The following is a 21405-nucleotide window of genomic DNA, read 5'->3' as shown; positions in this document are numbered from 1 at the left end:
AGTATCGGCGTACCACCAGCCGTTTTTATCCTGATTCCAACCGTGGGTATATTCAGCCGGTCTTGATATCAGGGCCGCTTTAAATAAGTCCCAGGTGAGCTTTGTGTGATTGTAAACATAAGGATTGGGACAGATCTTCCCTGTTATGCCATGATGCCGGATCACATGGTCCGCAGGTATATTGTACTTTGCCATCAGCTCCTTGGTTAGTTTGATAGCCTGCTGAACAGTAGCGTCCTCGAAATACCAGTCCCGGCTTGTATCTGCAAGGGAACCTTTGTTTCTAACACACAGCTCAATTCCTAGGCTATTGGTGTTGCGGCATTCTGAATGCACATACTTCTAGATTCACTCCTGCAGCGACCAGATCAAAGACTTCATTTCCAAATTTAATTTTTTCAATATAGCTCATATTAACTCCTTTCCGTCCACTTTTGGACATAAAAATAAGAGCCTTTTGGCTCTTGATTGTTCTTTATGGTGAAAATTAGAGAGGCAGATATCGCCCCTCTTGATATGTTCTAAATATAGTTATTCTCTCACTCTAACATAGACCTGGCCTACTACATTACCATCTCTATCTGTTGCTTTTGCCAGGGTTAAACCTTTTCCCTTTGCTGTCACAACGCCTTTGCTGGACACAGTGGCTACTGTAGCGTCACTGGAATCCCATGTCACATTTAATGTGTTAGTCAGATCGTCTATTGTCAGTCGGCTTGTTTTTCCTACCTTTAAATCTACTGCCAAACGATAATCGTCAGCATTGTCTACAACTAGAATATTGATATCATCGGAATAATTTTCGTCTTGACTCTGTACATGAATGACTGCATTACCTGCTTTAATAGCTGTTACAACACCATTTGCATCAACCTGAGCTACGGTACTATCAGAAGAAGTCCAGGTCATGTTTGCATTTTCATCCAAGTGATCATCGACGCTTAACTGAAGCTTCTCTTCGGGTTCTAATACTACCTTAAGCTTAGAATCCACTGTTGGTGTTTCAGATGTAGGTGTTCCCGATACTTCGGAAGAGGTAACGGTCTCTGTGTCAGATAGCTTCGCTTTGACTATATAATAGTAGGTTGTATTTGCAACTACATTTTTATCTGTGTAGTTTGTTTCTGTCAGATCGGAAGCAATTGGCGCATATGGTCCACCTGCAGTTGTAAATCGCTCTACGCTGTAGCTAACTGCGCCTGGAATGGAGTTCCATGATAAATTAATACTATTTTTAGCACTAGACGCTTGGACCTTTAGGGGTGACTCAACTGGAGATATTGTGGTTGAGAAAAACACTTTTCCCTTGCCGCCTTCGGCTATTATATACTTAGCTCCATCTATATAAGTAGGGCGACTATCTGTGATGTAATTCACTTTTAATTGTGTTTTTCCATACCCATCCTTATAAGCTATAAAATCCGTAGGATTTGTTTTTAACTCATTGCTATTATTGGAAAAATTCAATAATTTTCCATTCAAATTAAATATGCCTACAATATACGGATTACCAGTTTCCATAGTGGCCACAATATGCAAATAATGAGTTTTCTTAGGATCAAGATTAGCACTTCCCCTGATTCGCGAAGCATCTCCAGGGCCGTTCTTAATTAAAACACCTAATTGGTCTTCAGATTCGCTAATGTAGAGATCAAATTTGTTAAGACCCAAAAGATAATAATCAAACTTTACCAAGTTACTTGGTTCCGCATGCGCCGTAATACTAAAAACTGACATCATTACTAATACTGCAATTAAAAAAATACTTTTTGTTACTTTCTTCATACTAATTCCCCTTTCTTTTGTACACTGATAATTATACTTACATTTCTTAACTTTACAATGTTATGCACCGTTAAGAAGTCATATATATTTCTTTATTATTTAATAACATATAGCAAATCACTTAAAACTTTTTACTGCACTAAATAGCAATTTTGTCAATAAAAATGTGTTCAAAAAACTACTAACTTAATTTACAAGTTAGTAGTTTGTGTAATCAACAAATCTCATTGTTCTGTTATATTAAATTAATTGATAACCTGCTTCTTTAAACCGATTGTTCCCTATAATAAATTTTTTTGAACTGATCGTATTCGAAAGTTCTGATGATGTTATAAACTCATTTGTCACATTTATCAAATACTGTTTATTGCATTTTTCAACGAGATAATAAGCGGATACATCATTTGCATAATCAGTAAGTTGTAATATTCCCGGTTGTATAACAAAATCTATTACCCACTCAATGTTATTAAGTTTTTTGCTTCTGATAAGTGGAATTATTGAATCAGCATCCGCATATTTTGCAACTACAACCGCATCTTTCTTACCTCTGCATTTTCCTGTTTTCTCATAGTCATCCAAATTAATGGATTCCTTAATTTCATTAAAACTTATTTTTTCATCTTCATCCAAAAGATAATCCACACTTACATCAAGCAGTTGTGCAATTACTTTTAAATTTTGAACATCAGGCATACCTTTATCGGTTTCCCATTTTGCAATTGCTGATCTTGACACACTCAATTTCTCTGCTAATTGTTCTTGAGAAAAGTTTGCTTCTTTTCTTGCATTTTTTAATTTTTTTCCAAAAGTCATAATGAATACCTCCTTAGTTTTTATATATAAGGTCATCATATATCCATGTACTCATAACAATCAAGGAACGAGCTGAAACAAAGCTGTTACGTTCCGTAACAACTTTGTTTTATGGCATTTTACAACATATTATCACAGCAACCCCTTATTCCAAAAATAAAATTTATCATTATACTACCATATTTTTTTACTAACTTACAACATTAAGCTATCAATGTCCAAAGGTGCACTAAATAGAAATTCAATAAAGTAATAATACGAAACCCTCTTGCATATAATCGAATATCCGTATATTAATCAAAATCTGTAAGTTATGCCGGTTATATGAGCATTTAATCGCCTTCTGCTATAGATTCGAATTTTATTTCAAGAATTAGAAGTGTTCCAAATTTTAGTCTGGGGGCAAGGAGTATTAACAGGTATTGTAGAAACGGGAATAGATTACAGACATTTTATTTGCCTAGATAAATATTCCACTATTATAGCCTATAATTATGTTAATAACAGTATATATCTTTACGCAAGTCGGCGATATATCAGTACACTCGTTGTAAAGCCTGAATTTCAACACCAGGTGTGAATGTAATTGGACCAACATTAAAATTGATTATTAATATAGGAGATGTTGTAGAAATGAACCATATAGTAAATGAGAATTATATAATTTATTTAATAACCATGGATAAAAGTGATCAATTTTGGATGATTATGGATAATGGTGCTAGAGAGATGGCTTCTATGTTGGGTGTTACATATGAATGGGACGCCCCCTTAACGAGAGATATAAATAATCAAATTCAAATATTTAATAATGCCGTAGCAGCGGGAGCAGATGCAATAATGTTAGCGGCGAGTGATCCTTTACAGATTTCAAGCGCAGTTGAAGAAGCGAAAGCAAAGGGTGTAAAAATCATTTATGTTGATGCACCAGCGTTTGAAGAAGCAGTCATAACCTTAGCTACAGATAATTATACAGCTGGTAGAATAGCTGGAGAAAATATGTTTTACGGTCTAGAGGAGATTGGTCTCACATATGGTTCAATAGGAATCATTGGGGTAACTCCTGAAAACAGAACGACTGTAAATCGGGAAATGGGATTTCGAGATTATTTAAAATTGTTTGCCAGATATCAAATATTAGAAACAATATATACGAATGGTGACCCAGAGTTAGCAAAACAAGCAACGGAAAAATTTATAAGAGACAATCCCAATCTTGTTGGTGTTTTTTCAACGAATGAAGGATCTACGTTAGGGATGGGGTACGCTTTGAGAGAAAATGATATAAATATTATCGGTATTGGATTTGATATCACAGCAATGATTCAGGAAATGATAAGAGATAATACTATAAAAGCTACATTGGTACAAAATCCATTTACAATGGGCTATTTGGGTATGGCTGAGGCAGTTGCTGCATTAAGGGGATTTGATACAGGTCCACAATTAATTAATACTGGAGTAACTGTAGTTAATATATATACACCAAGTCGAACATTATCATAATTAATTATATTTGAGAAATAAGGGAATTAAATTGACACCTGTAGATAGAAATCATATTATGAGTGATGAAATGTAAAAAAATGGACGCAGCGGTACCGGAATTGAGACTTGTCACTCAGCCAGTTGATGCTGTTTTATCCAGAATGATTGAATAAATATCTATAAATGAAAACCGGTCAGACAGTTTGTCACAACTGTCTGACCGGTTTTCATTATTCCGTCGGTACTAATAATATGCCAATTTTTTTCCTAATAATTCCGGAGGTCGGGTGTGGGCAGAGCCCACAAAAAAAGCTACAGGTAACGAATATTTGTAAAGGAACAGCCCGTAAAACCTGGTTGATCTGCAATGAGGTAACATCAACCCTTGAAAACCTTATTGATATCGGCGTGGATATTCCTCCGTTTCTTATGCATATTGTGTAGCTGATTAAAAGGTAAGTAGAAGACAAGACAAATATAAATTAAGCAACGGGGACGGTGTTACACTCGGACCCGGGTATTTAGCCGCCGTAACAGCCTTTTGTGTTGAGTACCAATTACCATTAACATAAATGCTTTCAACCCTTAATAAAACGCGACCGAGGTTACTTGCTAGACCATGAGCTGTTGTATAAATGTAATACCACCTAGGCTAATCCAAGGTATCATAATCTTTACGATCTAGTACAAAAGTTGACGTTCGATTAGTGACTGGTTTGATATTGGTTACATCAGTATTTAGTGAAGTAACTGCACTACGTAAATTTGTTAAATTGCTATTTAACGCATTAAGCCAACCGTCAAATTCGCTCCTGCAGTCAGTTCTATACCCATACCATTCCGCTCCGTCAACTCCCTTATGTAATCTGAGGTAACCTTTTTTCCGTCATTTATATTATTAATTATCAAATGGTGGTGTATTGCTTTATTGTTATATTCTGTTGCATGTATATATTTCAAAGCAAAGCCATACCTTTGGTATCTATCTCTTAATCCGTCAATCAGCTTCTTCATATATTTTTGTGCCTGTTCCGGGCTCGGTCTCCCATCTCTCCTGTATGTGAGCACCACATGCCAATCAACTGCCGGTGGACGGCTATTGTCCTCAAAATCATCTAAGTTCTCAAAGTGCTTCCCAAAATCTGCTCCTTTTCCCTTTGGAAATGCTTGTCCACCAACACCGGCATCAGCCGGTACCTGGTTTGGTGCCTTCTTCTTTCTTTTTCAGGCTTTTAAGAGTAATTTCTACCCCTTCTTTTTCTCCAATAATTCTTGCAAGTGCCTGAAACGCCCTTAAAGCATTAGGTTCGTTAACTGTTTTAACTGTGTCGGCCAAGATAACACCCCCTCTTTCTGTTAGAATGTATGAGACACTGATTGTACTTGTTTCCACATTTTTTTATTAGCCCTGTCCTGTTGCCTAAGCAAGCATTCGTTCATTGTGGCTACAGTTTATTAAGGAATCCTTTTGACGATCCAGTTCTCTTTTTAATGCAAGCAACGTATCGGCATCTCTGGTTAATAATTGTATTCCTGTGTGATCAAGTTGCTTTACCACCGTTACCATTTTTAAAATTTCTTGATCTTTTTTCAACTCTATATCTAACATTGCTTTCACCCCACTTCCTGCCTTCTAATCACAGTATTGAGTGATTTATACACTTTTTTTGTGATTGAAGCACATTTTCGATTATGATGCAATTGTGCTTATAGGAAGTGTTTTTATGGAATTGTTTGAACGGATTAAAAATCTGAGAAAAGAAGTTCTTCAAAAAACGCAGGAAGAATTTTCATCTGTAATAAAAATAAGCCGCTCTAATTTAGGCAGCATTGAAATAGGACGTATAAATGTAACTTCAAGAGTAATTTCTGTTATTTGTACTGAGTATGATGTTAATGAGGGATGGGTCCGAACCGGAGACGGCAAAATGTTCGAACAACTTACAGATCACCAGAAGGTGATGAAATATACTTGAAAACATAGCGTTAAAATACATTGATAATATGAAAAAAGTCCAGTAAATTCCTGGCCAGTTTCTTCTATGTAATATATAAGTGTTTATAAATACTTCCAATTCTTCTAATTGTACCTGAGTAGCAGACTGTAACATCTAGAATTATCATTCTCATTTCACATATGTACCACTCCTGTTCCTTTTGGAAAGGGGAAAGAGAATCAATACAGAACATACGTTCTGTATAATTATATGGCAGTGTTCTATAAAATGCAATGATAAATTAAGCTTTTCTTTTATACACTATTTTTAGGAGATGATAAGATGCAAGAATCTAACACAAAACTTCTTCACGTGGCGGTCTATATTCGTGTTTCCTCTGACGAACAGGCCGAACGTGGAGATTCGATACGTGACCAGAGGGAACGTGGCGTTAAATATATTAATGATCATAAAAACATGATTCTACAAGACGTTTACCTTGATGATGGCGTATCCGGTCAAAAGATAGATCGTGATGATTTTACACGTCTTATTACTAATGTAAAAGATGGCCATATCGATTTAATCATTTTTACAAAACTGGACCGTTGGTTTCGTAGTCTGCGGCATTACCTTAATACCCAGGCTGTCCTAGAAAAATATAATGCTGCCTGGACCGCTATTGATCAACCCTATTTCGATACCTCTACCCCTTACGGCAGAGCATTTGTTGCTCAATCTATGACATGGGCTGAGCTAGAGGCGCAGAACGGCGGGGTAAGGGTGTCAGATGTATTCCGCTCCAAAGTGGCCCACGGTGAAGTTATCACCGGAAAGGTCCCAAGGGGCTATAAGATACAGGACAAAAAGATGGTACTCTCAGAAGAAGCTCCAGCCATCCACGATTGTATCAAGCACTTTCTAAAACATCACTCCATGAATCAAACAGTTCTTTATATGAAGGACAAATATGGTATTGTTATGACTCTACAAAATTTTAGACAAACTTTACTTAAGAATGAAAAGCTTATTGGTCGTTACCGGGGAAATGAAAACTATTGTCCTCGCCTCATATCGGATGAGGAGTTTCAGGAAATACAACGAATACTAGGCCACAATAGCAATATAAAATCCAACCAGAAATACCCTTATATTTTCTCTGGCTTGCTCGTTTGTAATGAGTGTGGTTATAAAATGGGCGGTGGACAAATTAATGTTCTATCCAAAAGAAAAAATGGGAATTCGATACGATATAAATATCCAGCCTATGAATGCAAGCAATATCGTGCTTATAAGGAATGTGATAACGGTGGGGAAATCAGAGAAGTACGCATTGAAGAATACTTACTTAAAAATGTACGTGAGCAATTCAATTCTTACATATCCGACTTTGAAACCAATAGTAAAAGCATCATTAATAATCGAGCTAAAAAAAATCAAATCAGAAAAAAAATTAATCGATTAAAAGATCTGTATCTCAATGAGGCAATTACCATAAAGGAATTTAAAACTGATCGGATGAAGTTTGAAGCACAGTTAGCTGAATTACCAGATATTATAGAACCAAATCAGGACTTTAAGGCCTTAAGAAACATACTGGGTACTGACTTCGAAGGTATGTATTTACAACTTGATAATGAACAAAAGCGCCTGTTCTGGCGCTCCATTATTAAAGAGATACGGGTTAGCAAAAGCAAAGATAGACACCGTGAATATACTGTCGTATTTATATAATATTTTTTTTACCACTAACGCAAGTTGCCCGTGTGCTGATTCATCCCTGTAAGCTGATTAAACACCGTACTCTTCCCAACATTAGGATTTCCGGCCAGCGCAATCACCTTATCGCTTTCCTTACGTTTTTTAATTTCAAGCCCCAGATCCACCGATTTGATTCCTACAGAGTCTCTGCTTAATCCCATACTTCATCCTCCTGGGGGACCGCCGCGGCTGCGACTTCCTTTTCAAAACGACGCCTTCCGCTATCCTCATGATCCAGCCATACCACAGCGCGCCCTGCATCTTCACTACGCAGGGCAATGACTGCACCTCTGATTAAGAATGCCGTAGGATCGCCTAGTGGACTTTTTCCAAGACACTCCACAACGGTGCCTTCGATCAGTCCAATATCCTGCAAACGCCTTCTCATATCATCGTAAGCAGATAATTTCACTATAACGCCCTTTTGCCCTCTTTTTAAATCTGTCAGACATGCCTTTTCCTTCATCTTTTCTTACCTCCGCGATTCTCTTTTAAACTGCCAGCAATGTTTCCATATCCTAACATATGCCAAATGGGAAGAAGTGGTTCCAACGACTTTAACACGGTTTCCTGAACTTCTAGATTCATACAACTGTCCCAGTAAGAATAGATATGAACTATGATCATAAGGAAAAGGAGACACCGGCATGAACCCACCTGATAATTTCTACACGCTAAAAGGCTATTCCCTTTTAGAGCAGACAAAAATCACCTCCTCTATGGAAGATTATCTGGAAATGATTTGCAGGCTGCACCATGACGAACACCCTATCCGAATCAAGGAACTTGCCGAATGCCTTCATGTGAAACCCTCCTCTGCCTCCAAAATGGCAGGCAACCTAAAGAGTCAAGGATTGGTGGAGTTTGAAAAATACGGAACCGTCTCATTAACGGAGGATGGAATGCAGTTAGGGGAATACCTTCTGTTTCGTCATGAAGTCCTTCACCGTTTTTTCTGCTACATCAACCAGAATACAGATGAATTGGAACAAGTGGAAAAAGTAGAGCATTTCATGAACCCCCAAACAGTGTATAATATACAAAAGTGGATGAATAAATTTACATAGCAGTCTTGTGCGAATTAAATTTATGTCGTATACTATAGCAAAATATGAACATTTCTTAGGAGGACAAACACATGGATAAGATTAAAATGACGACCCCCATTGTTGAAATGGATGGAGATGAGATGACCCGCATTCTCTGGCAGATGATTAAGGATAATCTTCTACTCCCTTACATTGATTTAAATACGGAGTATTATGATTTAGGACTTGCCTACAGAGAAGAAACTAACGATCAGGTAACCATAGATTCTGCAAATGCGACAAAAAAATATAAGGTTGCCGTTAAATGCGCCACCATCACTCCCAATGCGGACCGTGTAAAAGAATATAGTCTTAAAGAAATGTGGAAAAGCCCCAATGGCACCATCCGTGCGATCCTGGACGGAACTGTATTCCGCGCTCCTATCGTTGTCAAAGGAATCGATCCATGTGTGAAAAACTGGAAAAAGCCAATCACCATTGCAAGACACGCTTATGGAGATGTTTATAAAGGAACTGAGATGAAGATCCCAGGAGCTGGTAAAGTAGAGCTTGTTTATACAGCAGAGGACGGCACCGAGATAAGAGAACTCATACATAACTTTAAGGGTGCAGGCATCACTCAGGGTATGCACAACTTAAACGACTCCATTGAAAGCTTTGCAAGAAGCTGCTTTAATTATGCTTTGGATATCAAGCAGGACTTATGGTTCTCCACAAAGGATACCATTTCCAAAAAGTATGACCATACCTTTAAAGATATCTTTCAGGAGATCTTTGAAGCAGAATATGAGGATAAATTTAAAGAAGCAGGCATTACTTACTTCTATACTTTAATCGATGACGCAGTCGCTCGTGTTATGAAATCAGAGGGTGGTTATATCTGGGCCTGCAAAAACTATGACGGAGATGTTATGAGCGACATGATCTCTTCTGCGTTTGGCTCTCTTGCCATGATGACTTCTGTTCTTGTTTCTCCTAATGGAGATTTTGAATATGAGGCGGCACATGGAACGGTTCAGCGCCACTATTACAATCACTTAAAAGGTCAGGAGACTTCTACTAACTCAGTAGCAACCATCTTTGCCTGGACTGGTGCTTTAAGAAAACGTGGAGAGTTTGATGGAAACAGTGAACTCATGGCATTTGCTGATAAGCTGGAAAAAGCTACCATTGATACCATTGAATCTGGTGAGATGACAAAGGATCTTGCACTGATTACCACCATAGCAAACCCAACTGTTTTAAACAGTGAAGATTTTATCAAGGCTATTGCAACACGTCTGTAGAAGCTCGCTGTCTTTAAATTGGAACATAAAAAGAGAAAGCTGCATGATCGCCGCTTTCTCTTTCCCTTTTAGGAGGAAATGCCATGAGATATAAACCAAAAGAATTTGTACTTAAGAACGGACTTTCCTGCATTATTAAAAGTCCTGGACCTGAGGATGCCATATCCATGCTTCAACTAATGCGCACAGCTTCAGATGAAACAGATTTCCTCGCAAGATATTCCGATGAAATTGATATCACGGTTTCTCAAGAACAGCAATTTTTACAAAACTGCCTAAAAAGTAAAAAGGATTTAATGCTATGCGCCCTGGTACAAGGAAATCTGGTAGCAAATGCTGGTATTACTCCTATTGCACCTCATCAGCGTTATGCGCACCGGACTTCTTTTGGCATTTCCATAAACCAGAAGTATTGGGGACTTGGAATTGGTTCCCTCCTCATATCTGCCGTTATTAGCAGTGCTCATGAAATGGGATATGAGCAGCTTGAGCTAGAGGTTGTAAGTGGCAACGAACGTGGTCTGGCTCTCTACCGGAAATATGGGTTTGAAATCTATGGAACAAGAAATCACGCATTTAAATACCGGGATGGCACTTATGCTTCTGAATACTTAATGATGTTAAAATTGTAATTTTTTTCGACATTTTTTTCCAAAACTCTGTTCATACCATTATCAAAATGATATAATGTAAACTATCATATAACACGTTGGTAATGGAAGGAACACGAACATGAACTTAAGACATCTTACGATCTTTAAAATGGTGTGTGAAAAAGGCAGTATTACAGGAGCAGCCAAGGCATTGTCCATGACTCAGCCTGCCGTCTCTCATGCCATTAATGAGTTAGAGGAATCCGTTGGCTCTCCCCTATTTGACCGGGTGTCCAGAAGGGTGGTAATCAACGAGAATGGTAAATTTTATTTGTCTAAGGTCAACCCCCTTCTGGAGCTTTACCAGGATCTTGAAAACTACTCTGGAACGCTGCACCTGAATGCGCCTTTAAGAATTGGCTCCTGCGTGACTCTTGGCAGCTATTTACTTCCAGGAGTTGTTTCCCGCTTTACCCTTTCTAATCCAGATACCCAGATCAAAGTCTCAGTATCAAACTCCCAGGATATCACTAGTAAGCTTATGAAAAACGAACTGGATATTGGCCTTGTAGAAGGTGTCATTTCCGATGACCAGTTAGAAAAGATTCCCTTTTCTTCCTATCCCCTGGCCGTGATATGTGCCCCAAGTCATCCCCTAGCTAAATCAGGAGACCAGCCCGTGACCTTAGAGGAGCTTATTAAGGCACCTCTTCTTTTAAGAGAAACAGGGTGTACCATTCGAGATACGTTCGATTACGCTTTGGCACTTAACAATCTATCTTCAGAACCGCTTTGGACAAGCACCAATTCTGACGTAATTTTGCAGGCGGTAAAAGAAAATATTGGAGTCGGTGTGGTCCCTAGGATTTTTGCCGATGAATGCATTCAGCATGGAGACATCGTTGAAATTGAAATTAAGGACTTTAACATAAGCTGTATGAATCATCTCGTATTTCAAAAGGATAAATTTCAAACAGAATCCTTTCAGGCATTTATAAATCTAGTATTGTTCGAATAAAAAAGGACTGCTATAAAAGCAATCCCCTTCTTTATCACATAAAACATGGGCCCGGAATGGTTTTCCCACCATTTCAAGCCCATATTTTTTATGCATTTTCTTTTGTTTGTTCTTTATCCTTCTTCTCAGCTAATATTTTGTCGATGCTTACTAACTTCACACAAAGCGTAAATAACTCCATTGCCAGTACCAGATCGCTTAAGGTCGGGTAAGACGGAGCGATTCTGATATTACAGTCATTTGGATCCTTTCCATAAGGATAAGTCGCTCCGGCACCAGTCATAATAAGACCGGATTTCTTGCATTTGGTCACAATGGCTTTGGCACATCCATTTAAGGAATTAAAGGAAATGAAGTAACCTCCCTTTGGATTGGTCCAGTCAGCGATAGACAGCTCTCCCAGTTCCTGCTCTAGTGCATTGATAACTGCTTCAAACTTTGGCCTTATGATGTCTGCATGTTTTCTCATATGCTCAATCATACCGTGGATATCGCCAAAATACCGTACATGACGAAGCTGGTTTACCTTATCGTGTCCGATGGTCTGGATCTTTAACTGCCTTTTAATATCCACTAAGTTGTTCTGGCTGGCTGCAATGGCTGCAATTCCTGAACCTGGGAAACTTACTTTAGAAGTGGATGCAAATTTATACACAAGATCAGTATTACCTGCTCTCTTACACTCTGCTAAAATCTCTATTAGATGATCTTGGTCATGGTCGTATAAATGATGGATGGTGTAAGCATTATCCCAGTAAATGCGGAAATCCTTAGCTGCTGGTTTTAATCGGGCAAATCTTCGTACTGTTTCATCGGAGTAGGAGATTCCCTGAGGATTGGAATACTTTGGTACGCACCAGATTCCCTTAATGGAATCATCACTTGCTACCAATTCTTCTACCATATCCATATCAGGTCCGTCAGGTGTCATGGGCACACTGATCATCTCTATGCCAAAGTATTCCGTAATGGCGAAATGTCTGTCATAGCCTGGAACAGGGCATAAGAACTTCACCTTATCCAGCTTACACCAAGGCGTACTTCCCATCACTCCCTGAGTCATGGAGCGGGAAACCGTATCATACATGACATTTAAGCTGGAGTTCCCATAAATAAGAATGTAGTCAGGAGCTACCTCCATCATATCAGCAAGAAGCTCTTTTGCCTCCTTAATCCCGTCAAGAACCCCGTAATTCCGGCAGTCCGTGCCATCGTCACAAGTAAGATCCACATTGCCGCTTAATACATCCATCATTCCCATGGATATATCTAACTGTTCTGTACTCGGCTTTCCTCTTGACATATCAAGTCTTAAGTCCTTTGTCTGAAACTCCTTGTACTGTGCAGATAGTTCTTTTTTAAGTGCCAGTAACTCTTCCTTTGTCATTTCCATATACGGCTTCATAGATTCCTTACTCCTCCTCATTTAGACTCCATTAACCTAGCAGTTCCTTTACAATCTGGTTGACCAAAGCCGGACCGGCCTTTCCTTTCATGGCTTTCATGGTCTGACCTACTAAAAATCCCATGGCCTTTTCCTTACCACTATGGTAGTCAGCAACAGACTGGGGATTTGCGTCAATAATTCCCTGGATTGTTTCTCGAAGCTGTCCTTCATCGTTTACGACTTTTAATCCTTTTTCTTCCACATATTTCTCTGGATCAACATTTTCCGCAAAGATTCGTTCAAAAACTTCTTTTGCTACAGTACGGTTAATGGTACCATTATCCACTAACTGAATTAATTTTGCAAGGTTTTCCGGAGAAAAACACATTTTTTCCGGCTCCATCTCATGCTCTTTTAACAAACGCATGGCTTCTACCATAAGCCAGTTAGCCACTTCTTTCGGCTTTCCACAGAGTTCCGTGACCGCCTCAAAAATATCTGCAATATGCTTAGAACCAGTGATAATATCTGCATCGTATTCGGAAAGATTAAATACGTCCTGATACCTTGCCATCTTTTCCGTGCGAAGTTCTGGTTGTCTATCTTGAATGGACTTAATCCACTCATCGCTGATCACAATTGGAGGGAGATCTGGGTCCGGGAAATACCGATAATCCTTGGCATCTTCTTTGGAACGCATCGCATAGGAAGATTCCTTGTTGTCATCCCATCTTCTTGTTTCCTGAGTGATCATTTTTCCTTCTTCAATTAACTCGATCTGGCGCTTTCTCTCTCCTTCTATGGCTCTTGAAATAGCTTTAAAGGAGTTTAGATTCTTCATTTCCGTTCTGGTTCCAAATTCCTTTGCACCGACTTCACGGATGGATAAGTTTACATCGGCTCTCATAGAACCTTCCTGTAGCTTACAGTCCGATGCACCAAGATACTGGATGATAAGTCTCAGCTTTTCTAAATATGCGTTGACCTCTTCTCCACTTCTCATATCTGGTTCCGAAACAATCTCGATCAGTGGAACACCACTTCTATTAAAATCAACCAAAGAGCAATCATCCCACTCGTCATGAATTAATTTACCTGCATCCTCTTCCATATGAATCTCATGAATGCCGATTTTTTTCTTACCTGCTGAGGTGTCAATCTCCACATATCCGTCATGGCAGATGGGAAGATAGAGCTGGGATATCTGATAGTTTTGGGGATTATCTGGGTAAAAGTAGTTTTTACGGTCAAATTTAGAGTCCTGGTTGATCTTACAGTTGGCTGCAAGCCCAACTGCCATGGCGTATTCTACTACCTGTTTGTTTAAGACAGGTAACGATCCTGGCATACCAGTACAAACAGGACAAGTATGGGTATTTGGTGCTCCTCCAAATTCCGTAGAGCAGGAGCAGAAAATCTTTGTTTTGGTGGCTAGTTCCACATGAACTTCAAGTCCAATGACTGTTTCATACTGCTTGCTCATCTACTTCTCCTCCCTTCCTGATATGGCTAGTTGAGCTGTCTTCGGCATCACATATCCGTGCTCCCCTTCCAGGGCAAAACCTGCGCGGAGAATGTTCTTCTCCTGAAAACAGTCTCCAATCAACTGAAGTCCCACAGGAAGCCCCTTTTGATCTGTGCCAAATGGAATGCTCAGTCCTGGAAGTCCTGCCAGGTTTACGGCAATGGTATAGATATCCCCAAGGTACATCTTTAACGTATCGCTAAGACTCTCGTTAAGCTTTGGCGCAGTGGTAGGAGCGGTTGGCCCCAAAATCACATCATACTTTGCAAAGGCATCGTCAAAGGATTTTTTAATCAGCGCCTTGGTTTTAAGTGCCTTTATATAATATGCGTCATAATAACCAGAGCTTAATACAAAAGAACCAAGCATGATACGGCGCTTTACTTCTGCTCCAAACCCCTGGGAGCGGCTTTTTTTATACATTCCGTGAAGACCACTATATTCCTTCGCCCGAAAGCCATACTTTACACCGTCAAACCGGGATAAGTTAGAGCTCGCTTCTGCGGAGGCAATAATATAATAAGCAGGGATGGCGTATTTCACCTTTCCAAGGTCAAAGGTTTCAACCACTGCACCCTTTTCTTCAAGAATCTTTGCTGCCTTAAGAACCGCTTCCTTCACTTCCTCATTGAGACCTTCGCTTAAATAATCTGCTGGAATTCCAACTTTAAGCCCTTTTACTTCTCCTGTCAGAGCATCCAAAAAGGAATAATCCTCACGTTCTACAGATGTACTGTCTTTGGGGTCATGGGAGGCAAGAACCTCTAAGATGGCAGCGCAGTCTGTCACGTCTTTCGCTACGGGACCAATCTGATCCAAAGATGAACCATAGGCAATAAGTCCATACCTGGAAATAGTTCCGTAAGTGGGCTTTAAACCTGTAACTCCACAATAGGAAGCAGGTTGCCTGATGGAACCACCAGTATCGGAGCCAAGGGCATAATAGCTTTCTGAGGCGGAAACTGCGGCACAGGAACCTCCAGAAGAGCCTCCTGGCACATGCTCTATGTTCCATGGATTTTTAGTGGGTCCAAATGCGGAAGTCTCCGTGGTGCTCCCCATGGCAAACTCATCCATATTTGTCTTTCCTATTATAATGGCTCCTGCTTTTATTAAATTATCCACTGCCGTAGCCGTATAAGTTGGAACAAAATCAGCTAGAATGTTTGAGCTGCAGGTGGTTTTCATATCCTTGACGCAGATATTATCTTTGATGGCAACCGGAACTCCTGCCAGTGGACCCGTAAGCTCACCAGCATCGATTCTTTTTTGCACTGCTTCAGCCTGAGTAAAAGCGTATTCTTCCTCAACGGTTACAAAGCTGTTAAGCACAGGTTCCATATCTTTTATCTGGTCCATAACTGCTTTTACCGCTTCTAAGACGGTGACTTCTTTTTCTTTTATCTTTTTTCCAAGCCCTACTGCGGTTAGGGACAATATATCTTTTTCTGTCATCTGCCTGCCTCCTATTCCACTGTTTTTGGTACCTTAAAGGCTCCGTCCTTTTTCTCGGGAGCATTCTTTAAGATGTTGTCTCTGTCATCGCCATTGGTTACCACGTCGTCACGAAATACGTTATGAATTGGAAAAACATGAGACATTGGTTCAACTTCGTCCGTATCCAGTTCATTTAAGGTATCGATATAATCAAGCATGCGGCCCATATCCTTTTTTGCTTCTTCCCGCTCTTTCTCACTTAACTCAAGTTTCGCTAAGATTCCTACGTATTCGATCATATCATCATCAATCAAGTGTGCCATTATTTCCTCCTTTTATGGTTCCAGTCTTGTAACATCTCTTGGGAACAGGGTGGTTTCTCTTACATTGGCCTCATCAAGAAGACGCATAGTCAGACGTTCAAGTCCAATTCCCAGGCCACCGTGTGGCGGCATACCATACTGAAAGATCATTAAATAGGAAGAAATGTCTTCAGGATTCATGCCTCTGTCTTCCATCTTTTTTAATATGGTCTGATAATCGTGAATTCTCTGTCCTCCGGTTGTGATCTCAAGTCCGCGGAAAAGTAAATCAAAGCTTAAGGTATAACGATCATCCGTGGGATCATCCATGGCATAGAAGGGACGCTTCTTTGATGGATAATGAGTCACAAATACGAAATCGCTGCCACACTCTTCTTTAAAGTAACGACCAATGAGCACTTCTTCTTCCGGCTCCAAATCATATGGGTTCTTTATTTTTCGATCGTATTTTTCGGATACTAATTCTTTCGCCTCAGAAAAACGTACGGTTGGAATGTTTGATACATCTGGAAGGTCGATTTTCAACATCTTTAATTCCTGTGCGTACTCTTTTTTCAAAAGATCAAAGGTGTACTGAAGGAAGCCTGTTTCCATTTCCATTATCTCTTCAAAGCCGTCGATATATCCCATCTCAAAATCCATGCTGGTATATTCATTTAGATGTCTGGTGGTATTGTGCTTTTCCGCACGGAACACAGGAGCCACTTCAAAGACACGGTCATATACGCCTACCATTGTTTGCTTATAGAACTGAGGACTTTGAGCAAGCTCAGCCTTTTTATTAAAATAATCCAGTTTAAATACGTTTGATCCACCTTCTGCGCCGCGGGCAACAAGCTTTGGCGTACGGATTTCAGTAAATTCTTTTAAATGAAGGAAATCCCGAAAGCCTCTTACGATTCCTTCCTGGATGCGAAACTTTGCTCTCTCCATGGGATTTCTTAAGGTTATGGGACGCAGGGAAAGCTTTGTCTCAAGGGAAGTGTTTAACTTCCATTTGCTGATGGCAATGGGAAGCACTTCTGCTGGCTGGGATAACACTTCAATCTCTCTTAAGCGCAGCTCAAATCCATGAGGTGCCCGACCTTCTTCTGATACGACGCCTGTCACACGGATTGCAGATTCTTCTTTTAAAAGAGCAAGATCAAATGCTGTCTTACCTTCTTCAAATACGCACTGTACCAGTCCTTCTGATTTACGAAGAATGACAAATGCCACATCTCCCATATCCCGAATGGTATGGACACTGCCCTCCATGCGAATGGTCTTTCCTACATTCTCTCCTACTAAACCTTTTGCAATTCCTATTGTTTCTTTTTCTCTTACACCTTTGATGAATTCCATCTTAGCATTCTCCTTACCTAAATGTAATTGCTTTGATCCCGGTAAGGATATTTTGACAACAAAATATCCCGCCCCGGAATACAGTTACATATTCCGGGACGGGATTTATATTCGATAAATTCCCGCGGTACCACCCGCATTGAGACCTATTCAAATTCATCTGTATAAAAACAGACTGATCCGTAATAATCTCCACTCAAGCATTTAACGCATGCATACGGATAAACCTACTCATGCACTAAAAATCCAAAGGATCTTCAGCTGCTTCGGCTTATCAGCTCCGGAGTGTTCCCATAGCCAAGTTCCACATGACGGCGCTCTCAGTCGGTGGCGCCCTCTTCCTGTTGAGGTCCATAGGCCAGAGTCTCCATCTCTGCCTTTTTCGATATCTTTTTCCATTCCTGTTGTATAAGCTTCCCTGTTTTAAAGTATTTTATAACAGTTCATCACTTCATCACAATGAATTTCACTAATAATAGCACAATCTTTTTTATCCTGCAATATTTATTTTCAACAAATTAATTCCAGTTATTTCAAAAACCTCTGCAATGTTGACTTTTCCTACCGTAAAGGTTACAATTAGGACCAGTCTTATGATGAATTCAAAAAGGCTTTTTTTATTTTACTACAGCAGAGAGGTGACTAAATATGAGTTCCGAGTATCTATTGGTAGACGGCTACAACATCATATTTGCATGGCCCGAATTAAAGGAGCTTACAGAAACCAACATGGACTCCGCCAGAACGAAGCTCCAGGACATTCTCTGCAATTATCAAGGATATAAAAAATGCAATGTGATCCTGGTCTTTGACGGCTACAAGGTCAAAGGAAATCCAGGAACTGTCTTGCAATACCATAACATTAACGTAATTTTTACCAAGGAAGCAGAAACAGCAGACCAATATATAGAAAAAGTCAGCCAACAGATTGGCAGGCAGTATCAGGTGAGGGTTGCGACCTCCGATAAGATGGAACAGATCATTATTCTTGGAGCAGGGTGTACCAGATTGTCTGCAAGGGACCTGAAAAAAGAGATTGAGGAAACCAATACAGAAATTAAAAAGGAACACTTGGAACGGATTCCTTCCAAGAAAAACCGACTGTTTGACAATGTGGATCCTGAACTGTTTGAATACTTAGAAAAAATACGTTTGAATAGGAAAGATTAGTTTAACCGTTCTACCCTCCATTTCTCCCGGCATATATTAATTTAGCCGTCTCAGGAGGAATCACCATGTCGTTAATTGAATTGTTTCTCGTAGCAACTGGAGTGTCCATGGATGCCTTCGCCGTTGCCGTATGCAAAGGATTAACTCTCCCCCGAATGAACTGGAAACACGCATTTATCGTTGGCCTCTATTTTGGAGGCTTTCAGTGTCTCATGCCGTTTCTTGGCTATCTTTTAGGATCCCAGTTTAAGGATGTCATCCTATCCTTTGATCATTGGATTGCATTTATTTTGCTTGGAAGCATAGGCCTTAACATGATAAAAGAATCCTTTTCCCAGGAGATAAGGGACTGCGGGGATTTCTGTCTTGCCCCAGGGCCCATGCTTTTACTGGCTCTTGCTACCAGCATTGATGCACTTGCCCTGGGCGTTACATTTGCATTCTTAAGTGTAAAGATTTTGCCAGCAGTTTCTTTGATTGGATTTACTGCCTTTATCTTTTCAGTCCTGGGTGTAAAGGTAGGAAATTTGTTTGGCGCAAAGTTCAAATCAAAAGCAGAATTTGCCGGCGGACTGATCCTTATCTTCATGGGGGGTGAGATTTTAATTGACCAGCTTTTTGGATTTTGATTTATATGCTTATCTGCTGTCCACCAGGAATCTGGATCAAAGTCGTATCCACGCTGATCCAGACGCTGGTGGCCGAAGGATTATAAACCATATCCCCATCTATGCTGTATTTTAGAGAAGAAGCAGCATTCATATAATCTACGATTTCAATATTGGTGGCATACCAAATATCATCTCTGCCTCCCACCATGCGGCAGAAATCCTCCATCAGCTCCCAGTTATTATCTCTTGGGAATTCAAAGCTGTGTCCCCACACGTACATCATGTATAAATACTGTGATTTAAAAAGCTCAACAAAGCGTGCTCCGTTTTCCAAAAGATTGTGATTGTGATGGCAAGTAGATTTCCATTTTAGATAATTGTCCGGCATACCAAAGTCATCCGTGCTCCCAACCACTCTGCAATATTCAATGCCAAGCCCCGGGAGCATATCAACAATTTTCTCGGTATAGGAACCGTTTGGATAGGACATGCCACGAACCGGATACCGTGCCTCCCGCTCTAAAGCTCTTCTATCTTCCAGGACCTGGAGAGCCACCTGGGGAAGGGGACATCTGGCTATGGTTGGGTGTAGCACCGTATGACAGGAGATTTCATGGCCTTTGTATACTTCGCTCCACTCTTCGGGCTTTAAACGGTTCTCCAGATCTGTAAGGCCGGAATTCACATGAAATGTTGCTTTGATCCCGTTGGTGTTAAATATCTCCACCAGACGTTTATCCTCGATTCGACCATCGTCATAGCTCATGGTAAGAACCTTATGCTTTCCTCCCGGAAAGCAAGTGTATATGTTTTTCAATGCTCCCATTATAATGCTCCGTCCCCTGCGATATTTTCATAATTTAAAACGGCTGCAAAGAAAGTAAGTACCATTCCCTGACCCCAGCCCTGTATCCACTTCTTCGATATATTCCGGTAACCATCTCGGTCTTTCATCACTGCGGTTCCACCAGATACGTCAGTCAATCTGCCATCTGGTGCCACGTGAGCGAGCACTCCTTTTATAGATTTATCAATGTATTTAATATGTAAAGGGTTTCCCTTTAAGGTCATGGCCGCAGCGATCCCGGCAGAAGCAGACAACTCTTCATAGGATTCTTCATCATTTAGTAATGTTCTCCATAGTCCATGCTCCGTCTGCAATAACTTAAGCGCTGATAATTGCTCATTTAAACTGCCAACGATTTCTAGGAACTGAGGATATAGATAACATTCTGGAAGAATAAGACCTACCTTACTCATGGTATAAGCTGCCCAGCAATTTGCTCTGCCCCAGTAAAAGCCTGACATATGATCTTTTGTGATGTTGTTGTAGCCATGATACCATAATCCGGTTTTTTCATCCTGCAGATATTGAATGTGCCAGTAATACTGATTTAGGGCATCCGAGATCAGCTCCTCATCTTTTGTCATGACTCCTACCCTTAAAAGAAAGAATGCTGCCATAAAAAGAGTATCTGCCCAGCACTGTTCAGGAAAGTCATTGGATGCAGATACCGTATGCTGAAGCACCTGATCCCCAAAGCGAAGGGCATCCGTTCTTAGATACACTACTTTAGATCGTATGATGTCCAGATAAGCTTCTTCTTTAGTCGCTTCATAGAGAGTAATCAGACAGTGTCCCATGGCACAAGTATTCACTGTCCACACTGGTAGCCCAAGATCAATGAGTTCATCCACACGCTCTTTTAAAAAATCCAGATACTCCTCTTTTTTTGTAATCTCATACGCTTCTGCAATGCCATAATAAGCCACTCCGCAAGGCCAATCCCAAGACATATCCATTCGTTTTGTCCGCTCCACGATCCGATCCATGGACTCTACAATGATTGCTCTATCAAAATTTAATTTCCCCAT

25 protein-coding genes and 1 pseudogene are annotated in these 21405 nt (G+C 40.1%); 10 read left to right on the top strand and 16 right to left on the bottom strand.

Translation table 11 applies throughout. The annotated features are described in order from the left end of the window. The 3 genes from BET01_RS12550 to BET01_RS12540 all read right to left on the bottom strand — a co-directional run. On the bottom strand, positions 1-336 hold a 336-nt coding region (locus BET01_RS12550; protein ID WP_147422811.1), incomplete at its 3' end, for a peptidoglycan recognition protein family protein. A gap of 195 nt (positions 337-531) precedes the next feature. Beyond that, the gene (locus BET01_RS12545; protein WP_120197159.1) at positions 532-1785 is read right to left on the bottom strand and encodes an Ig-like domain-containing protein; all 1254 of its coding nucleotides are present in this window, start codon (positions 1783-1785) and stop codon (positions 532-534) included. A gap of 240 nt (positions 1786-2025) precedes the next feature. After that, positions 2026-2601: a helix-turn-helix domain-containing protein gene (locus BET01_RS12540; protein ID WP_207667613.1), complete on the bottom strand. Its 576-nt coding sequence runs from the start codon at positions 2599-2601 to the stop codon at positions 2026-2028. A 633-nt stretch (positions 2602-3234) separates the two neighbouring features. Between BET01_RS12540 and BET01_RS12535 the strand changes: the two genes are divergently transcribed. Next, positions 3235-4107, top strand: a complete 873-nt coding sequence (locus BET01_RS12535; RefSeq protein WP_120197158.1) for a substrate-binding domain-containing protein — start codon at positions 3235-3237, stop codon at positions 4105-4107. Between the two features lie 165 nt (positions 4108-4272). Beyond that, complete coding sequence (locus tag BET01_RS22410) at positions 4273-4533, top strand: phage holin family protein (protein ID WP_120197157.1); 261 nt, start codon at positions 4273-4275, stop codon at positions 4531-4533. 336 nt (positions 4534-4869) lie between these two features. Here BET01_RS22410 and BET01_RS12525 read toward each other — a convergent pair whose 3' ends face one another. From BET01_RS12525 to BET01_RS12520, 3 genes are all read right to left on the bottom strand, one after another. After that, positions 4870-5157, bottom strand: coding sequence for a rolling circle replication-associated protein (locus BET01_RS12525; RefSeq protein ID WP_456298618.1), 288 nt, complete (start codon positions 5155-5157; stop codon positions 4870-4872). 118 nt (positions 5158-5275) lie between these two features. Beyond that, the gene (locus BET01_RS21600) at positions 5276-5425 is read right to left on the bottom strand and encodes a hypothetical protein (protein WP_158585049.1); all 150 of its coding nucleotides are present in this window, start codon (positions 5423-5425) and stop codon (positions 5276-5278) included. An 84-nt stretch (positions 5426-5509) separates the two neighbouring features. Further along, on the bottom strand, positions 5510-5698 hold the full coding sequence (locus tag BET01_RS12520) for a hypothetical protein (RefSeq protein ID WP_120197162.1): 189 nt from the start codon (positions 5696-5698) through the stop codon (positions 5510-5512). Positions 5699-5813: 115 nt separating this feature from the next. Here BET01_RS12520 and BET01_RS12515 point away from each other — a divergent pair, with 115 nt between their 5' ends. Further along, complete coding sequence (locus BET01_RS12515; protein WP_243117210.1) at positions 5814-6065, top strand: helix-turn-helix domain-containing protein; 252 nt, start codon at positions 5814-5816, stop codon at positions 6063-6065. 303 nt (positions 6066-6368) lie between these two features. Then, entirely contained in the window at positions 6369-7760 is a 1392-nt protein-coding gene (locus BET01_RS12510) for a recombinase family protein (protein WP_120197156.1), read from the top strand. Between the two features lie 23 nt (positions 7761-7783). Here the strand turns inward: BET01_RS12510 and BET01_RS12505 are convergent. The 3 genes and pseudogenes from BET01_RS12505 to BET01_RS22245 all read right to left on the bottom strand — a co-directional run. Next, positions 7784-7948, bottom strand: a pseudogene (locus BET01_RS12505) (FeoB small GTPase domain-containing protein); the annotation flags it as partial. Then, complete coding sequence (locus tag BET01_RS12500) at positions 7939-8253, bottom strand: FeoA family protein (protein ID WP_120197155.1); 315 nt, start codon at positions 8251-8253, stop codon at positions 7939-7941. The gene BET01_RS12500 and the pseudogene BET01_RS12505, both read right to left, overlap by 10 nt. Then, complete coding sequence (locus BET01_RS22245) at positions 8250-8375, bottom strand: hypothetical protein (protein WP_279221930.1); 126 nt, start codon at positions 8373-8375, stop codon at positions 8250-8252. The genes BET01_RS12500 and BET01_RS22245 overlap by 4 nt, the downstream gene beginning before the upstream one ends. Positions 8376-8434: 59 nt before the next feature. On the opposite strand from BET01_RS22245, the gene BET01_RS12495 reads away from it, so the two are divergent. The 4 genes from BET01_RS12495 to BET01_RS12480 all read left to right on the top strand — a co-directional run bounded on the left by BET01_RS12495 (position 8435) and on the right by BET01_RS12480 (position 11733). Continuing rightward, positions 8435-8854, top strand: coding sequence for a metal-dependent transcriptional regulator (locus tag BET01_RS12495; RefSeq protein WP_120197154.1), 420 nt, complete (start codon positions 8435-8437; stop codon positions 8852-8854). A 71-nt stretch (positions 8855-8925) separates the two neighbouring features. Beyond that, positions 8926-10122, top strand: coding sequence for an NADP-dependent isocitrate dehydrogenase (locus BET01_RS12490; RefSeq protein WP_120197153.1), 1197 nt, complete (start codon positions 8926-8928; stop codon positions 10120-10122). A gap of 83 nt (positions 10123-10205) precedes the next feature. Further along, complete coding sequence (locus tag BET01_RS12485; RefSeq protein WP_120197152.1) at positions 10206-10754, top strand: GNAT family N-acetyltransferase; 549 nt, start codon at positions 10206-10208, stop codon at positions 10752-10754. Positions 10755-10854: 100 nt separating this feature from the next. After that, positions 10855-11733 (top strand): LysR family transcriptional regulator, encoded by an 879-nt coding sequence (locus BET01_RS12480; RefSeq protein ID WP_120197151.1) that lies wholly within the window; start codon positions 10855-10857, stop codon positions 11731-11733. Positions 11734-11821: 88 nt separating this feature from the next. Here the strand turns inward: BET01_RS12480 and BET01_RS12475 are convergent, their stop codons facing one another. Genes BET01_RS12475 through aspS form a run of 5 tightly spaced genes read right to left on the bottom strand, consistent with a single transcriptional unit; the run spans position 11822 to position 17749 of the window. Further along, the gene (locus tag BET01_RS12475; RefSeq protein ID WP_120197150.1) at positions 11822-13138 is read right to left on the bottom strand and encodes an aminotransferase class I/II-fold pyridoxal phosphate-dependent enzyme; all 1317 of its coding nucleotides are present in this window, start codon (positions 13136-13138) and stop codon (positions 11822-11824) included. 31 nt (positions 13139-13169) lie between these two features. Next, on the bottom strand, positions 13170-14603 hold the full coding sequence (gene gatB / locus BET01_RS12470) for an Asp-tRNA(Asn)/Glu-tRNA(Gln) amidotransferase subunit GatB (RefSeq protein ID WP_120197149.1): 1434 nt from the start codon (positions 14601-14603) through the stop codon (positions 13170-13172). Then, on the bottom strand, positions 14604-16100 hold the full coding sequence (gene gatA, locus BET01_RS12465) for an Asp-tRNA(Asn)/Glu-tRNA(Gln) amidotransferase subunit GatA (protein WP_120197148.1): 1497 nt from the start codon (positions 16098-16100) through the stop codon (positions 14604-14606). It abuts the gene before it with no gap. An 11-nt stretch (positions 16101-16111) separates the two neighbouring features. After that, positions 16112-16405, bottom strand: coding sequence for an Asp-tRNA(Asn)/Glu-tRNA(Gln) amidotransferase subunit GatC (gene gatC, locus BET01_RS12460; protein ID WP_120197147.1), 294 nt, complete (start codon positions 16403-16405; stop codon positions 16112-16114). Positions 16406-16417: 12 nt separating this feature from the next. Next, positions 16418-17749, bottom strand: coding sequence for an aspartate--tRNA(Asn) ligase (gene aspS / locus BET01_RS12455; RefSeq protein WP_120197146.1), 1332 nt, complete (start codon positions 17747-17749; stop codon positions 16418-16420). 648 nt (positions 17750-18397) lie between these two features. On the opposite strand from aspS, the gene BET01_RS12450 reads away from it, so the two are divergent. Together BET01_RS12450 and BET01_RS12445 are read left to right on the top strand one after the other, a co-directional pair. Next, on the top strand, positions 18398-18919 hold the full coding sequence (locus tag BET01_RS12450; protein WP_120197145.1) for an NYN domain-containing protein: 522 nt from the start codon (positions 18398-18400) through the stop codon (positions 18917-18919). 65 nt (positions 18920-18984) lie between these two features. Next, the gene (locus BET01_RS12445; protein WP_120197144.1) at positions 18985-19548 is read left to right on the top strand and encodes a manganese efflux pump MntP; all 564 of its coding nucleotides are present in this window, start codon (positions 18985-18987) and stop codon (positions 19546-19548) included. A gap of 1 nt (position 19549) precedes the next feature. Here BET01_RS12445 and BET01_RS12440 read toward each other — a convergent pair whose 3' ends face one another. Next, on the bottom strand, positions 19550-20356 hold the full coding sequence (locus BET01_RS12440; protein WP_120197143.1) for a polysaccharide deacetylase family protein: 807 nt from the start codon (positions 20354-20356) through the stop codon (positions 19550-19552). Beyond that, the gene (locus tag BET01_RS12435; protein ID WP_120197142.1) at positions 20356-21405 is read right to left on the bottom strand and encodes a glycoside hydrolase family 88/105 protein; all 1050 of its coding nucleotides are present in this window, start codon (positions 21403-21405) and stop codon (positions 20356-20358) included. The genes BET01_RS12440 and BET01_RS12435 overlap by 1 nt, the downstream gene beginning before the upstream one ends.

Source organism: Lacrimispora algidixylanolytica (assembly GCF_003609635.1).
In the GTDB taxonomy this organism is placed as follows: domain Bacteria; phylum Bacillota; class Clostridia; order Lachnospirales; family Lachnospiraceae; genus Lacrimispora; species Lacrimispora algidixylanolytica.
Note: the sequence above shows the minus strand (reverse complement) of the source record. Positions and strands in the feature narration are given on the sequence as shown.